Source organism: Desulfosoma profundi (assembly GCF_055387865.1).
Genome location: NZ_AP042420.1, coordinates 3,292,911 through 3,307,002, shown reverse-complemented (window position 1 = coordinate 3,307,002; position 14,092 = coordinate 3,292,911). Strand labels below are relative to the sequence as shown.

The 14,092-nt window shown below is 55.9% G+C and carries 15 protein-coding genes; 11 read left to right on the top strand and 4 right to left on the bottom strand.

Translation table 11 applies throughout. From position 1 onward, the window contains the following. Positions 1 to 67: 67 nt before the first annotated feature. From clpS to cobO, 5 genes are all read left to right on the top strand, one after another. Positions 68 to 382 (top strand): ATP-dependent Clp protease adapter ClpS, encoded by a 315-nt coding sequence (clpS, locus tag ACZ5K9_RS14350; RefSeq protein WP_464272011.1) that lies wholly within the window; start codon positions 68 to 70, stop codon positions 380 to 382. A 14-nt stretch (positions 383 to 396) separates the two neighbouring features. After that, positions 397 to 2,697: an ATP-dependent Clp protease ATP-binding subunit ClpA gene (gene clpA, locus ACZ5K9_RS14345; protein ID WP_464272010.1), complete on the top strand. Its 2,301-nt coding sequence runs from the start codon at positions 397 to 399 to the stop codon at positions 2,695 to 2,697. A gap of 36 nt (positions 2,698 to 2,733) precedes the next feature. Then, positions 2,734 to 3,423 carry a leucyl/phenylalanyl-tRNA--protein transferase gene (gene aat / locus ACZ5K9_RS14340; protein WP_464272009.1) on the top strand — a complete coding sequence of 230 codons (690 nt, stop codon included), beginning with the start codon at positions 2,734 to 2,736 and terminating at the stop codon, positions 3,421 to 3,423. 106 nt (positions 3,424 to 3,529) lie between these two features. Next, the gene (locus tag ACZ5K9_RS14335; RefSeq protein ID WP_464272008.1) at positions 3,530 to 4,783 is read left to right on the top strand and encodes an aspartate kinase; all 1,254 of its coding nucleotides are present in this window, start codon (positions 3,530 to 3,532) and stop codon (positions 4,781 to 4,783) included. 16 nt (positions 4,784 to 4,799) lie between these two features. Next, complete coding sequence (cobO, locus tag ACZ5K9_RS14330) at positions 4,800 to 5,324, top strand: cob(I)yrinic acid a,c-diamide adenosyltransferase (protein ID WP_464272007.1); 525 nt, start codon at positions 4,800 to 4,802, stop codon at positions 5,322 to 5,324. 47 nt (positions 5,325 to 5,371) lie between these two features. Here cobO and ACZ5K9_RS14325 read toward each other — a convergent pair whose 3' ends face one another. Continuing rightward, a complete protein-coding gene (locus ACZ5K9_RS14325) occupies positions 5,372 to 6,178 on the bottom strand; it encodes an MBL fold metallo-hydrolase (RefSeq protein ID WP_464272006.1) in 807 nt (268 codons plus the stop codon). Positions 6,179 to 6,278: 100 nt separating this feature from the next. On the opposite strand from ACZ5K9_RS14325, the gene efp reads away from it, so the two are divergent. Both efp and epmA read left to right on the top strand, forming a co-directional pair. Further along, the gene (gene efp / locus ACZ5K9_RS14320; protein ID WP_464272005.1) at positions 6,279 to 6,857 is read left to right on the top strand and encodes an elongation factor P; all 579 of its coding nucleotides are present in this window, start codon (positions 6,279 to 6,281) and stop codon (positions 6,855 to 6,857) included. Then, on the top strand, positions 6,857 to 7,786 hold the full coding sequence (gene epmA, locus ACZ5K9_RS14315) for an EF-P lysine aminoacylase EpmA (protein ID WP_464272004.1): 930 nt from the start codon (positions 6,857 to 6,859) through the stop codon (positions 7,784 to 7,786). The genes efp and epmA overlap by 1 nt, the downstream gene beginning before the upstream one ends. Positions 7,787 to 7,789: 3 nt before the next feature. Here the strand turns inward: epmA and amrB are convergent, their stop codons facing one another. Further along, positions 7,790 to 9,082: an AmmeMemoRadiSam system protein B gene (gene amrB / locus ACZ5K9_RS14310; protein WP_464272003.1), complete on the bottom strand. Its 1,293-nt coding sequence runs from the start codon at positions 9,080 to 9,082 to the stop codon at positions 7,790 to 7,792. 103 nt (positions 9,083 to 9,185) lie between these two features. On the opposite strand from amrB, the gene ACZ5K9_RS14305 reads away from it, so the two are divergent. From ACZ5K9_RS14305 to ACZ5K9_RS14290, 4 genes are all read left to right on the top strand, one after another. Beyond that, entirely contained in the window at positions 9,186 to 10,892 is a 1,707-nt protein-coding gene (locus ACZ5K9_RS14305) for a tetratricopeptide repeat protein (protein WP_464272002.1), read from the top strand. Continuing rightward, positions 10,889 to 11,692 carry a hypothetical protein gene (locus tag ACZ5K9_RS14300; RefSeq protein ID WP_464272001.1) on the top strand — a complete coding sequence of 268 codons (804 nt, stop codon included), beginning with the start codon at positions 10,889 to 10,891 and terminating at the stop codon, positions 11,690 to 11,692. Before ACZ5K9_RS14305 ends, ACZ5K9_RS14300 begins: the two co-directional genes overlap by 4 nt. A gap of 76 nt (positions 11,693 to 11,768) precedes the next feature. Then, complete coding sequence (locus ACZ5K9_RS14295) at positions 11,769 to 12,260, top strand: Mut7-C RNAse domain-containing protein (protein ID WP_464272000.1); 492 nt, start codon at positions 11,769 to 11,771, stop codon at positions 12,258 to 12,260. Further along, positions 12,257 to 12,658, top strand: a complete 402-nt coding sequence (locus tag ACZ5K9_RS14290) for a hypothetical protein (RefSeq protein WP_464271999.1) — start codon at positions 12,257 to 12,259, stop codon at positions 12,656 to 12,658. The genes ACZ5K9_RS14295 and ACZ5K9_RS14290 overlap by 4 nt, the downstream gene beginning before the upstream one ends. Positions 12,659 to 12,923: 265 nt before the next feature. Here ACZ5K9_RS14290 and ACZ5K9_RS14285 read toward each other — a convergent pair whose 3' ends face one another. Next, positions 12,924 to 13,436: a MogA/MoaB family molybdenum cofactor biosynthesis protein gene (locus tag ACZ5K9_RS14285; RefSeq protein ID WP_464271998.1), complete on the bottom strand. Its 513-nt coding sequence runs from the start codon at positions 13,434 to 13,436 to the stop codon at positions 12,924 to 12,926. Between the two features lie 2 nt (positions 13,437 to 13,438). After that, positions 13,439 to 13,897, bottom strand: a complete 459-nt coding sequence (locus ACZ5K9_RS14280) for a hypothetical protein (RefSeq protein ID WP_464271997.1) — start codon at positions 13,895 to 13,897, stop codon at positions 13,439 to 13,441. Positions 13,898 to 14,092: the final 195 nt, after the last annotated feature.

Genomic DNA, 14,092 nt, shown 5'->3' with positions numbered 1-14,092 from the left:
ATGGCTCTGCAGGATAGAGAAAACACCGCCCCGTGAGAAGGAGAAATTGGGAAAGAGGCTGAGATCTATGAGTGAACACCATCCGGACATGCGGGAAAGCCTTGAAAGCCACCTCGAAGAGGAGCTGCTCGAACCCCCCATGTTCAAGGTTCTTTTGCACAATGACGATTACACCACCATGGAGTTTGTGGTGGAGATTTTGGAGAAAGTCTTCCACAAAACCACCGCGGAGGCGACGGAAATCATGCTCCACGTGCACAGAAACGGGGTGGGGGTCTGCGGGGTCTATCCCGAGGAAATTGCAGAGACCAAAGTGGAAATGGTACACCATTTGGCCAGAAAAAACGGGTTTCCTCTAAAATGCACTATGGAGCAGGCTTAAGGTAAGGAGCCCCCATGATCAGTCGGGAATTGGAAATGGCTTTTTCGGCGGCGGTGAAGGAAGCCAAAATTCGCCGTCACGAATTTTTCACTCTGGAACATATCCTCTATGCCATTCTGCAGGATGCCGGAGGGGCCGAGATCCTTTATCATTGCGGAGCGGACCTGGACCGATTGAAGCAGCAATTGGAAGACTTCTTTGATCAGCGTTTGGAAAGGTTGCCCAAATCGGTCGAGAGGGATCCCATTCAAACCTTGGCGGTCCAGAGGGTCCTCCAGAGAGCCGTCATGCACGCGCAAGGGGCCGAGAAACGGCACGTGGATGTGGGTGATATTCTGGCCGCCATGTTCCATGAAGAGAGTTCACATGCCGTGTACTTTTTGAAATCTCATGGCGTGACCCGGCTGGACGTTTTGGAATACATTTCCCACAGAATTTCCAAGGTCGCGGGCGTCGTAGAGGATCAATCGGAAAGGCCCGGCGCAGGCTTGGCCCCCCGTCCTCAGAGACAGTCGGCAAAGCCGTCGGCTTTGGAACGTTTTACGACCAACCTCACGGAGAAGGCAGCCCAAGGACTCATCGATCCGCTCATCGGACGAGAATCTGAAATTATGCGCACGCTCCAAATCCTCGGACGACGGACCAAGAACAACCCCATCCTCGTCGGGGATCCCGGTGTCGGGAAGACAGCTATTGCCGAGGGTTTGGCCTTGAAGATCCACCGCAAGGAGGTGCCCGAAAGTTTTCAAAAATCCGAGATTTATGCCCTGGATATGGGAGCACTGTTGGCAGGAACCAAGTTTCGCGGTGATTTTGAAGCCCGGTTGAAAGCCGTCATCAATGAGCTGAAGAGCAAGCCCGGGGCCATTCTGTTTATCGACGAAATCCACACGGTGGTGGGTGCCGGAGCGACCAGCGGCGGCTCCATGGACGCCTCCAACATCCTGAAGCCTGTTTTGGCCTCCGGGATTATCCGCTGCATCGGGTCCACAACCTACGAAGAATACAAGAATCACTTCGAAAAAGATCGGGCCCTCAGCCGCCGTTTCCAAAAGATTGAAATCCACGAACCCAGTGTGGACGAGACTTACCAGATCCTTCAAGGGCTCAGGAAGTCTTATGAGAAACATCACGGGGTGCGGTTTACCGCGCAAGCTTTGAAGGCCGCCGCTGAACTCTCGGCGCGACACATCAACGACAGGTATCTTCCGGACAAAGCCATCGACGTCATTGACGAGGCGGGCGCAAGCCTGCGGCTTAAAGCCGACCACAGGACCCGGCGCGTTGTGCACGTCAAGGACATCGAGGAGGTTGTGGCCAAGATGGCCAAGATTCCGCCCCGATCCGTCTCGGCGTCCGATCAGGTGCGGTTGCACAGCCTGGAAGAGGAACTCAAACGAAAGGTTTTCGGCCAGGACGAAGCCATCAAGGCGCTCGCCACCGCGATTAAGAGATCTCGAGCGGGGTTGCGTGTGCCTGATCGGCCTATCGGCTCTTTTCTTCTCATCGGGCCGACCGGTGTGGGCAAGACGGAGGTGGCCAAACAGCTGGCCGCCATCCTGGGAATTCATTTCCTGCGCTTCGATATGAGTGAATACATGGAAAAACATGCCGTCGCCCGCCTCATCGGCGCCCCTCCAGGCTACATCGGATTTGACCAGGGGGGACTCCTTACGGACGCCATCCGCAAACATCCACACTGCGTTCTGCTCATGGACGAAATCGAAAAGGCGCACCCGGATCTTTTCAGTATTCTTTTGCAAGTGATGGATTATGCGACTTTGACCGACAATAACGGCAAGAAGGCCGATTTTCGCAATGTGGTGCTTCTGATGACATCCAATGCCGGCGCCCGCGAAATGAGCAGCAGCTCCATTGGATTCGGGACGAGCAAAGACAAGGACGATCGTTCGGCCAAAGGGATGAAGGCTGTTGAACAATTATTCAGCCCGGAGTTTCGAAACCGTTTGGACGGCATTATTCCCTTTGCCGGCTTGGATCTTTCCATCATGGAAAAGATCGTGGACAAGTTCATGGAAGAGCTCAGGGGCCAGCTGGCGGAAAAGAAAATCACCATCGAACTGTCTCCCGAAGCTCGTCGCTGGCTGGCCGAAAAGGGTTATGACCCAACTTTCGGGGCTCGACCCTTGGCCAGGGTGCTGCAAGCGGAAATTAAGGACCCCTTGGCCGAAGAAATCCTTTTCGGTCGACTCCAAAAGGGCGGCCGTGTCATCGTCAGACACCGCGATGAAGGCGCCCAAGGGGCCGATGTGATGGTCACCGAATCCATGGTCTTTGAGTTTCCCGGAAATTGAACACGGGCACGGTGGAATGGTCGTCTTGAAGAGGTCATGGCCATTTTCAGTCTCAACAAAGACCTGGTGTTCCCCCCACCGGACCTCGCCGAACCTGACGGATTGTTGGCCATCGGAGGGGACTTGAGCCCGCGAAGGCTGCTTCTCGCCTATCGTCAGGGCATTTTCCCTTGGTATGCCCCGGGAACCCCCATTTTGTGGTGGTCTCCGGACCCTCGGCTCGTGTTGTTCCCCGATGAACTCAGAATCTCCCACAGTCTGCGCCGTGTCCTCAAGAAAGCCCGCTTTCGAGTGACGTTCGATGCCGCCTTCCGTGCCGTCATCGAGGCCTGTGCGCTGGTGCGGATCCGTCAAGGGGAGGAAACATGGCTGGTACCGGAGATGATTGAAGCCTACCACCGACTGCACCGAATGGGAGCGGCCCACAGTGTGGAAACCTGGCTGGATGGTCAGCTGGTGGGTGGCCTATATGGTGTGGCGGTGGGTCGCGTGTTTTTCGGAGAATCCATGTTCAGCATCGTCTCGGATGCTTCCAAGGTGGCTCTGGTCCATCTCGTGGAACGTCTCAAGGGTTCCGGGTACGATTTCATCGACTGCCAAGTCACCACGAAGCATCTGCTGCGCATGGGCGCCCGAGAAATCCCCCGAACTGAATTCCTTGAGAGATTGCAATCGGCCACCCGAGAACCGACACCCGTCTTCTGGCGCGACTCCCCAACATCCTAAACCGTTGAAGGGTGCCGTCTCCAAGATTTCCCTTGAATCACAACAAGTTTGTGCTAAAAGCGATGCGGCTTGAGGCGGCATTCCGCACGAAGGAGGATCCATCGCGATGGCCTTGGTGGTGCAAAAATATGGTGGAACATCCGTAGCCAACGTGGAGCGCATCCGCTCGGTGGCCCGACGGGTGGTGGAACGCAGAAGGTCGGGAGATGATCTGGTGGTGGTCCTGTCGGCCAGAGCGGGCGATACGGATCGCTTGATCGCCTTGGCACATGAAATGAGCCCCACACCTGATCCCCGGGAATTGGATGTGCTGTTGGCCACGGGAGAACAGGTGACCATTGCCCTTTTCAGCATGGCCGTCAAGGACATGGGCCTTGAGGCCGTCTCTATGACGGGCTACCAAGCCGGCATCATTACCGACCACCAGCACGGGCACGCTCGCATCAGCTGGATTGAGACGCTTCCAGTGGTGGAAAAACTCCGCGAAGGGAAGATTGTCGTGGTCGCCGGTTTTCAAGGCTATGACGATGAAGGCAACATCACCACACTGGGACGCGGCGGGTCGGATACGACGGCCGTCGCCTTGGCAGCAGCACTCAAAGCGGATGCGTGCGAAATCTACACTGATGTGGAAGGCGTCTACACCACCGACCCCAACGTCTACGCGAAGGCGCGCAAACTCCGGCGCATCAGTTACGAAGAAATGCTGGAAATGGCCAGCATGGGCGCTAAGGTTCTGCACATCCGATCAGTGGAATTCGGCATGAAATACAACGTGCCCATATGGGTCCGATCGTCCTTTACCGACGATCCCGGAACGCTTGTCACCCAGGAGGATGCGGATATGGAAAAGGTCGTGGTCTCAGGGATCACGTACAGCAAGAAGGAAGCTCGTGTGACTGTGACCGACGTGCCCGATGTGCCGGGCATGGCGTTCAAGCTGTTTCATCCCATCGGGGAGGCCGGTATCAATGTGGACATGATCATTCAGGGAAGCAGCGCCGTCCCTGGCCGGGCCAACATTTCCTTTACAGTCCCCAAGGCGGACTATGAGAGAACCCTGGCCTTGGCGGAAAAAATCTCCAAAGAAATCGGAGCGGGCCACGTCCACGGCAATCCCAATATCGCCAAAGTGTCTGTCATCGGGGTAGGGATGCGGAGTCATACAGGGGTGGCCAGCGTGATGTTTAACGCCCTGGCCAAGGAAAATATCAATATCCATATGATCAGCACGTCCGAAATCAAAATTTCGTGCGTTATCGACGAAAAATACACCGAATTGGCCGTGCGCGTCTTGCACGATGCCTTTGAGCTGCACAAGGATCCCAACAACGGCATCAAAGTAGGCGAAGAACGGTAACGGGCACAGAACGCTCATGGCGGCTCGCGGCCTTCTATTGGTTTTTACAGGAGACGGTAAGGGAAAAACCACGGCCGCGTTGGGCATGGCCCTGCGCGCCGCGGGCCACCACATGCGGGTGCTTGTCCTCCAATTCATCAAAGGAGCGTGGCATACCGGTGAACACAACGCGGCGCGGGCGTTGCCCAACATCGAATGGCTGACTCTCGGCAAAGGATTCACGTGGCGTCATGAGACCGCCGACGAAGACCGCGCCCTCGCCTCCTATGGTTGGGCCAAGGCCATGGAAGCCCTCACCTCGGACCGCTACGACCTCATCATTCTTGATGAACTCAATGTGGCCCTCTCCCACGGCCTACTGCCTCTCGCCACCGTGCTGGAAGGCCTGAGGCAAAAATCCCCTCGGTGCCACGTGGTGGTGACCGGTCGAAACGCACCGGCCGATCTGTGTGCCATGGCCGATTGCGTCACGGAGATGGTTCCGGTGAAACATCATTTCCGCGATCAAGGCATCAAGGCCCAAAAGGGCGTGGAATTTTAGGAAATCCATCCCAGAAGGACGCCGGGGCATAGACCATGAACACGCTTCTAAACAGCCCAGACGTCCCCCGATGCCGGGACGGAAACCTCTAAATCCCGACATTGGCCCACTACCTGTTGGATCTGCCGCCATTTTGTGCGGCGCACGTCCCTCTGAATGTGCACCAAAGCAAGCCGACGGATGGACGCCGCTCTCGCCCAGCGGATGCACCCCTCCACGGTGCCATGCCCGGGAACCGCATCGGAACCATCGAGCACAAAGGCTTCGTGAATCGCCACATCACAACCATCAGCCAGTTGTTCCGTCTCCGTCGTCGGGCGTCCGTCACCGCTGTAGAAAACGCACCATGAGCCGCCGTCGACGCGAACACTCAAGTTCTTTCGGCCATGCTCGGTCTGCGCCGCCCTCCATGTCGTCCCGTGCACATGCACCTCAGAGCCCGTCTCCAGGACCATGTCCTCAATGGGAAAAGTGAGTTTGTGGACAAAACCCGGGTAGGCGAGATCCATGGCCCGAAAGATGGTGTTCACACCACCGGTCTGAGTGACGATGGTGAGGGGCTTGCGTCTCTTCATTTCCCAAAAGCGCAGCAGCAATAAGGGAACGCCGAAGAAATGATCTCCATGAAAGTGCGACACCCACAGGACATCCAACGCCTCCGGATCAGCGCACACTTGAAAATACCGGTGGGTTGAGGAAAATCCGCAATCCAAGAGGATCTGTAGGGGCATCTGCTCATGATCCGGCCGTGCCGTCACAATGAGCAGGCTTGTGTTAGGCTGGGTTTCGTCGCACGCTTCTCCCACACCGAGAAAATGAATCGAAACTCCAGTCTGCTTGATCCCTTTTTCCATGAACCGCCACCTCCCTTCTTGACCAACCTTTCCCATGCTCTGTATGATGCGCCGGTGTTTTGAGGTCAACCGAAAAGCTCCCGCAGAGAGGACGAATATTATGGGCGCCACATTGACGGCAAGCGACCTGAGAAAAGGTCTCAAGTTGGAAATCGACGGAGAACCCTATCTCATTGTAGATTTTGAATTTTCAAAACCAGGAAAAGGTCAGGCTCTCTATCGATGCCGCTTGCGCAACATGATCACGGGCATCCAATTCGACCGCACCTATCGTTCGGGCGACAAGTTCATGGCGGCCGATTTGGAAGAGCAAGAAATGGAGTTCCTTTACAAAGAAGGCAACCGCTACCATTTCATGAACACTACCACTTATGAGCAGGTGGAATTGACGGAAGAAGCCGTCGGAGAAGCCAAGAACTTTCTCACCGAAAACCTCCATGTGGACATGCTTTTCTTTAAAGGATCTCCCATTGGCATCTCTTTGCCTAACTTTGTGGAACTCAAGGTGATCAAGTCGGACCCGGGAGTCAAGGGTGATACGGCCTCGGGAGCGACCAAGCCCGCCACCTTGCAAACCGGTTATGAGATCCAGGTTCCGCTTTTCATTGAGGAAGGAGATGTCCTCAAGCTCGATACCCGGACAGGAACTTACGTGGAAAGAGTGAAGACGTCCACCTGATGAATCCTCACGACGCTCTTGCGCTCAAACGCGGCCGACTGGAAATGCGGAGCCGCATCCTGCACGGGATGCGGCTCTTCTTTGTGGAACAGGGTTTTTTGGAAGTGCAGACCCCTGTCCGGACCCCGGCCCCTGCCCCGGAATTTCACATTGACGCCGTGCGTTCTGAAGATTGGTATCTTCAAACAAGTCCGGAGCTTTATATGAAGCGGCTCCTTGCTGCGGGTTACGAAAAGATTTTTCAAATCTGTCCTGTTTTCCGAAAAGGAGAGCGAGGACGCCGCCACCAGCCGGAGTTCACCCTTCTCGAATGGTACCGACGAGGAGCGGACAGCCATGCGCTCAAAAAAGACTGCACGGAGCTTCTCCTTTTCCTTTGTCGGTTCGTGGACCGATTCCCCCGATTCCCCTATGGGGGCCGCACGCTATCCGTTCTTCCGCCGTGGGATGACCGGAGCGTTCGCGACGTCTTCCGGCAGTGGGCCGGATGGGATCCTGTAAAGCATTACGACGAACAGCGGTTTTCAGAAGACCTGGTGGACAAAATTGAACCTCACTTGGGTTTCCCTCAGCCGGCTTTTCTTTCCAACTACCCACCCCAAGAAGCGGCCTTGGCACGGCTTCGAAAGCACGAGGACGTGTGGGTGGCCGAGCGCTTTGAGCTCTACTGGGCAGGTCTGGAGCTGGCCAACGGCTTTTCCGAACTGACCTCCCGCTCCGAGCAGGAAGCGCGTTTCCGGGAAACCCTCGCCAGGCGTCGAGCTGACGGCCGGGATGTGTATCCTTGGCCTCAACGCTTTTTGGAAAGCTTGGACCACCTTGATGAGGCGGCAGGCATCGCCCTCGGGGTCGACCGCCTAGTCATGCTCCTCACAGATGCCTCCTCCATCGACGAGGTGACCGCCTTCGAGCCCGAGCATGAACCGTGACCATCAGTCTCCAGTCAGATTCAAACCTCGGAAAGCCATAGCCGCGAAGGTCACGAAGGAACCTTGCGAATCCACCACGGCGTGATCGTGATGGAGCACCCATCCCTCGGCCCGGCCCTGCAAAACGCGGCTGAACACATAAAGCGGCGGAACCCCGCAGATCTTTCGCGCATTCCCATCGCGGACAATGGTGGTCATGAACAATTCAGGATCCGGCTTTTCCAAGGCGGCCAGCACCCTTCGGTCCGCTTCCAGGTGCTCTTGAATGGTCAGCCGACTGGGGTGAAAGTCATCACCGTATCGGGGACCGATGTGGGCCAGGTCCACACTGGCGAGAAAACCGACGGATTTTCCTGACTTTTCCACGGCCTCTCTCAAAGCGTCGCAGAACTGGTCGATCACAGGCTTTTGTGATTCCCAGTGTTCCACATCGAAAGAACACAACACAGGCACAAGTCGAGCCGTGGGCTGCACGTGGGCCAGGAAGACCGCCTGGAATTCTATGGTGTGCTCTCGGCTGTGAGCCAGTTCCCCGGCGAGAACGTCCTGAGGAGCCCGCCGAACAATCTCTTCCGCCAGCTCCCGGTCGCACGCCATGAGTCCTAAAGGAGTTTCAAAATCTTTGAGGGTGACAGAAAAAAAATTTTCAATGGGCTCGTGGCCGGTTCCCAAAACGACCCATACCTCAGGAGGCTCCATCCGGCGCAAGGTGTTGTAAGCAGCTCCGAAGGTCGCCGCACCCGCCCGAATATCAATGTGAGGTGCCACAAGGCCGACCAAACCAGGACAAGGAGTGCCCCGACCCGCGACATCCTTGGATGGGGGCAGGGCGCCCCTGCCCTGCCCCTCCGCAGCTTCCTCGGCTTTCTCATGCGGCGGGGAAGGTCCCATGGCGAGCACGGCATCCAGGAACGAGCGGAGTTCCTCAGGAGCAATCGGATAACTCTTTCCTCCATGGCGCATCCGTCTTACGGGACTCTCCCGGAATCTCCGAGTTTCCGCGTTGACATGCTCCGCGTAACGTTCATTATCGAGAAACAGATTTTCGTCCAGGACGTGGATCACCTCCTGGATCCTCTCGCTGTAGATGAGCTGGCCTGTGCGGCGCAGAAAAAACGCCTGAATGTCCCTCACGGAATGTCGGCCGTCCAAGAGTGCCAAAAAAGCGGCGAACTCCGTTTGCAGCAACACCGGTTTGTCGGTGTACCCCAAACGATCCCTTAGCAAGAGGTATGATTTCCCCTCATGTTCCACAGGTATGGCTTCTAAACCAGGTCGTAGTTTTGGATAGTCCATCAGCTCGGCCTCGACGTTGACGGTTCTCAGCAAATGTGATACGTGACAACGTCCATAGCTCCCAGAATCCGGTCATCTCTCGCGCTCGAAGGACAATGCCCCTATGCGGCACGCACAGAAGACATGGACGGCCTTTTTTCTTCTCATGCTCATGAACTCCCGCACCACCATCGGTTTGCGGTCCGGACCGTCCCTGCCGGGCGTTTCCCCGGAATTGCCCAAGTCTCCAGCGTACGCGGCCTATCTGTTAGCCCAATACCACCTTCGGGTCAACGAGCCCGAACAAGCCATTAAGGCTTACCATCAAGCTTTGGAATACGACCCCAACGATCCCACGATTCTCACGGATCTGGCGGTCCTTTACGTCCGCCAGGGCAAGGTCCATGAAGCCTTGAGGCTCGCGGAAAAAGCAGCTGAGGTTGCTCCTGCCTATGAGAACGCTTTTATCCTCCTGGGACGCCTCTATGCCGGCACGGGCAATAACGAAAAAGCCATCCAAGCCTACCAACGCGTGATTTCCCTTAATCCCTCGAACCACGATGCGTACCTCCTTTTGGGAACCTTGTACGCCCAAGAGAATCGATTTCGAGAGGCCCTGGAAGCTCTGGAACACCTGAAGACCCTGCTTCCCGACAATCCCCTGGCGTATTACTACAAGGCGCGCGTCTTTTTGGATATGAAGTTTTACGATCAAGCGGAAGCCGCTTATCAAGAAGCGCTTCAGATCAATCCGTTTTTCGACAGAGCCTTGTTGGACCTGGCCTACATTTATGAAGTCACGGAAAGGTTTCAGGAAGCCGAATCCGTTTACCAGCGGTTGTTGACCATGAACCCCGGGCATAGTCAAGCGCGCAATCGACTGAGCAACCTCTATATCCGTCAGAAGCAGTACGACAAAGCCCTTGACCAGCTGCGGATCTTGTCTCAGCAAGACGCCCAAGACCTGGAAAGCCGTCTCAAGATCGGCATCATTCACCTTCAGCAACGAAAGTACCAGGAGGCCATTTCCGATTTTCAGTCCCTCTTGAAAGATCGGCCGCAATACGATCAGGCTCTCTACTATCTCGCCACCTCCTACGAAGAGAAAGGCGAACGGGCGGATTTAGAACAGGCCGTCGTCAACTTTCGACTCATTCCGGAAAACAGCCCTTTGTGGGAGCCGGCCCAAATCCGTCTGGGCCTTCTCTTTTCTAAGCTCAATGATCATAAGTCGGGCATTCAGTGCTTGGAAAAGGCCATCAAAACCAGACCTCAGGTCATCGATTTCTACCTGTATCTCGCCTATCTCCATGAAGAGACCAAAAATTTTGCAAAAGCTTTGGAAGTCTTGAATGCCGGCATCACCGCGACCGGGGAAAACACGGCCCTGTTGTTTCGCAAAGGGATCGTGCTGGACCGAATGGACAGAAAAAACGAAGCCCTTGAGGTCATGAAAAAGATCCTCACGATGGACAAAGACCATGCCGGCGCTCTCAATTACGTGGGCTACACCTATGCGGATCAAGGAATCCACCTCGACGAAGCCTTGGAACTCATCGAGCGCGCCTTGGAAAAGGAACCCCAAGACGGCTACATCATGGATAGCTTGGCATGGGTTTACTACCGCATGGGCAATTTCATGAAAGCCCTCCAAGTCATCCGAAAGGCCCTGGAGCTTGTCCCGGACGACCCCATCATTTTGGAACACTACGGGGACATCTTGCAGGCTTTAGGACGGTTCAAAGAAGCTAGGGAAGCCTATGAAAAGGCTGTGGAGAAGGGGCATGAAAAGCCGGCCTCGATCCGTGAAAAGATCCAGCGCATTCAATGAAAGAGACTGCCCGGTTTCACGCCGTCATTATTCTTTTTCTTGTCGTCTTCGGAGTTGTGGGGTGCGCCCCTCGACGCTTTCCACCTTACGCCCCTGAAAAGCCAAGAGCTCCCTGGGATGCCGAAAAATGGCGCCTCGATATGCTGGCCCGGCTCCATCGTTGGGATAAGGTCCACATCGTTTACCAAGCCAAGTCGACGGATTCATTGGATCGGGTCTGGCGCGCCAGAGTGCTTGTCACGGCGTTGTTGCCTGATCGAGTGCGCGTCGAAATCCTGAATTCATGGGGGCAGATCCAGGGGCTGTTTCTTCTTAAGGGCACATCCGCAAGCCTGTGGCTCGTGTCGGAAAAAACCTTGTACACATCCACCCGCAGTGAGGCGCTCCTTGAAAAGCTCGTGGGTATCGGTGTGCCCGGGACCGAACTGGCACACGTCCTCCTGGGAACACCTCCCCAGTATATGCTTGAAGGATCTGTCCCCCGAAGACTTCAGGACGGGACGGTGGTCTGGGGTGGACCGGAGGAACAGCGGGAAACCTTCCGGCGCTATGGTCTTTGTCCTGATGAGGAACGCCTTTGCCGGATGGAGCTGAAGCTGTCGCAGACCCCTCTGACCATCCTCTTTCAGTACCAGGCGCTGGGTGATGACCGCGATATCCCGACGTCCGTCGTTTTTCAGAGCCCGACCGGGTCCTTAGAACTTTCCAGAACGCTCGTGATGCAGCCGGCCACTCTGCCTTCCGAAACATTCGATCTCCCGGTCCTCGGTGACGCCGTTCGAGTCGTGGAAATGCGATGAGCTCAAATCCGGCCGATCGTTCCTATGGAGCGGTTTTGGCCACACCCTGAGCGGTGCTCAAGAGCAGGAGGATCCCATGGAGCCTCGGGCACGGTTTTTTGTTGATCGTATGCTCGGAAAAGTGGCAAAATGGTTACGAATCCTCGGCTATGACGCGGTTTACGGATCCATCGAGACAGCGTCCCAGATCGAAACTTTGTGTGGCGAGGGTCGCATCATCGTCACAGGAAACACGCGGTGGCGCCATCTTCCGGGCGTCTTTTTGTGTGAATCCACTAGGTTTGAGGACCAGTGTCGCAAGCTGGCGGCAGCGGGGCTTATTCGGCGAGAACAGTTCAACCCGTTCAGCCGATGTCTTCAATGCAACCAGCTCCTGGAGGATGTGCCCAGAGAGGAGGTGTTCGGCCTGGTGCCTGAGTATGTTTATGCCACGGCCCTGTCGTTCAGTCGATGTCCGACGTGTGGAGGCGTGTACTGGCCGGGATCTCACTTGGACAAAATGACAGAGCGCTTTAGGCGGATCACAGGATGGAATCTTGAGGATATGAGCGAAAGGAGGCAAGAATGAGTGGAGTGATCCAAAGTATCATCTCCATGCTGACAAAACTGGGCTATTGGGCTTTGGAATATGCCACCATCATTTACTTATGGAAAATGAAGGTCTTGAAAACTCAACTGAAGCGGTTTTCCGTCAGCAAGTCCCAGAAGAGCTTGGCGAAAGCCTACAGTGGACTCGGCTCCGCGGTGTACGGCCTGCTGAAGGAGGGGCAGGAGTCCGTGAAATCCGACCCGGCGGTCCTGACCCAGATGCGCCTCGTGGAAGAGGCCGAAGCGAAGATGAAACGAATCGACGAAGAGATCCGAGAGATCTGCGAGGCGTTTGAAGCCAAGAAGAGGGCCGTTCAAGAAACTTATGCGGCCAAAAGGAGCGCGGTCGGAGCCGAGGAAGCATCGGAAGAAATTTAGCCACCCGTGTGGGGAACGGACGTTCCAATCATCCGGGCATGTCCAAAGAATCGCCGACAATGTGGGCCACAATGGGCGCACTTTCGGACAAGCGCAGCCTCGAGCCCTCCCCACGGGCGCTTGTCCGACAGTGAATTGTCCCACACAATCTCTCGATAGGCCGTTCCACCAAGCTTCTGTCTACTTTCACCCTCGCATCGACGATCATCATCGCCTTGGATGCATCGAAAAGTTCCGCGTCGATGTCCGTGGATGGGCACCGCCTTTATCCCCCGCATTCCTCCGGATCCCCTTGAATCTTTGCTAGAGCATGGGGTAACGCCGGCAGGAGAACCTCCAGGTTTTCCAGAGAGCCTTTGAGGCTTCCCGGAAGATTGACAATGAGACTCCCGCCCCGAATGCCCACCAGCGCACGAGAAAGCATGGCATGGGGTGTTTTTTTGAGGCTTTCTAGCCGCATGGCTTCGGCCATTCCAGGCACCAGCCGATCACAAACGGCTGCGGTCGCCTCTGGCGTCACGTCCCGGGGGGAAACCCCAGTCCCGCCGGTCGTGACCACCAAAGCCGCCTTTCGTCGATCCACCGCCTCCGCCAGAGCCTCCTGGATGGCGGGTGTTTCATCGGGGACTATGGTCCGCCACACACCGACGTATCCTTCCGCCTGGAGCCTTTCCCAGAGCTGAGCTCCGGCGGTATCCTCGCGCTCTCCTCGACTTCCTTTGTCGCTCACGGTGATGATGGCCACCGTTTTTTGAATCACCGAAAGCCTCCTCATCATTTTCAGGTCGGTCCGCGCTCCAATTGGCGCCGGGCAGCCTGCACGATGACGCTGGGCACCGACTTACTTTTGGCAAGGAGTTTCAAATCCTGAGGGATGAGGGTCGAAACCAATTTCAGCGCAATACCCACAGGGGTCTTGGGATTTTTCACCAAAGCAAGCCGCACGGAATAAAGCTTCGCCCATTCTCGATTTTCAGCGATCTTGCGTAAGGCGTCGTCGCTGATGTTTCTGGAATTGGCAAACCCCACCACTTCAGACGAGGTGATCTTCGGATTGTCCAACACGGCTATCTGGACCACGCGGTTGGGATCCTGCATCAGGAGTGTGCGGGCTTCCTTGCCGCCGGTGAGCGCCAACTTAACGCGCTCCGTCACGTTCATCTGCTGGATCTTTATCGCTAGGGGCACGCGGTCGCCGTTTTGGATTTCCTTTGTGTCCTTTTTATGTTCTCCCGTCACGGGCCCTCCTCGTCCGATTCCTGAAGAGAAGCTCTCCGACCCGATCCCCAATGTCACTATGGCTCTATGGTCATCAAAATCCAGAGGCAGCTTTTTATACCCGGATTTCGGCGGAAAAGGAAAGGTCACCCCGCGTCCGTCGAAAACAGAAAAGCGGAATCTCCGCAAGGAGTTCCGCTTTCCAGGGCGTATGCT

Excerpts from the sequence above, each read along its gene's own strand:
- ACZ5K9_RS14335 (WP_464272008.1), top strand. The coding sequence starts at position 3,530 with ATGGCCTTGGTGGTGCAAAAATATGGTGGAACATCCGTAGCCAACGTG.
- efp (WP_464272005.1), top strand. The coding sequence starts at position 6,279 with ATGGGCGCCACATTGACGGCAAGCGACCTGAGAAAAGGTCTCAAGTTG.
- cobO (WP_464272007.1), top strand. The coding sequence starts at position 4,800 with ATGGCGGCTCGCGGCCTTCTATTGGTTTTTACAGGAGACGGTAAGGGA.
- clpA (WP_464272010.1), top strand. The coding sequence starts at position 397 with ATGATCAGTCGGGAATTGGAAATGGCTTTTTCGGCGGCGGTGAAGGAA.
- ACZ5K9_RS14285 (WP_464271998.1), bottom strand. The coding sequence starts at position 13,436 with ATGATGAGGAGGCTTTCGGTGATTCAAAAAACGGTGGCCATCATCACC.
- ACZ5K9_RS14325 (WP_464272006.1), bottom strand. The coding sequence starts at position 6,178 with ATGGAAAAAGGGATCAAGCAGACTGGAGTTTCGATTCATTTTCTCGGT.
- ACZ5K9_RS14305 (WP_464272002.1), top strand. The coding sequence starts at position 9,186 with ATGCGGCACGCACAGAAGACATGGACGGCCTTTTTTCTTCTCATGCTC.
- ACZ5K9_RS14300 (WP_464272001.1), top strand. The coding sequence starts at position 10,889 with ATGAAAGAGACTGCCCGGTTTCACGCCGTCATTATTCTTTTTCTTGTC.
- aat (WP_464272009.1), top strand. The coding sequence starts at position 2,734 with ATGGCCATTTTCAGTCTCAACAAAGACCTGGTGTTCCCCCCACCGGAC.
- epmA (WP_464272004.1), top strand. The coding sequence starts at position 6,857 with ATGAATCCTCACGACGCTCTTGCGCTCAAACGCGGCCGACTGGAAATG.
- ACZ5K9_RS14290 (WP_464271999.1), top strand. The coding sequence starts at position 12,257 with ATGAGTGGAGTGATCCAAAGTATCATCTCCATGCTGACAAAACTGGGC.
- amrB (WP_464272003.1), bottom strand. The coding sequence starts at position 9,082 with ATGGACTATCCAAAACTACGACCTGGTTTAGAAGCCATACCTGTGGAA.
- ACZ5K9_RS14295 (WP_464272000.1), top strand. The coding sequence starts at position 11,769 with ATGGAGCCTCGGGCACGGTTTTTTGTTGATCGTATGCTCGGAAAAGTG.
- clpS (WP_464272011.1), top strand. The coding sequence starts at position 68 with ATGAGTGAACACCATCCGGACATGCGGGAAAGCCTTGAAAGCCACCTC.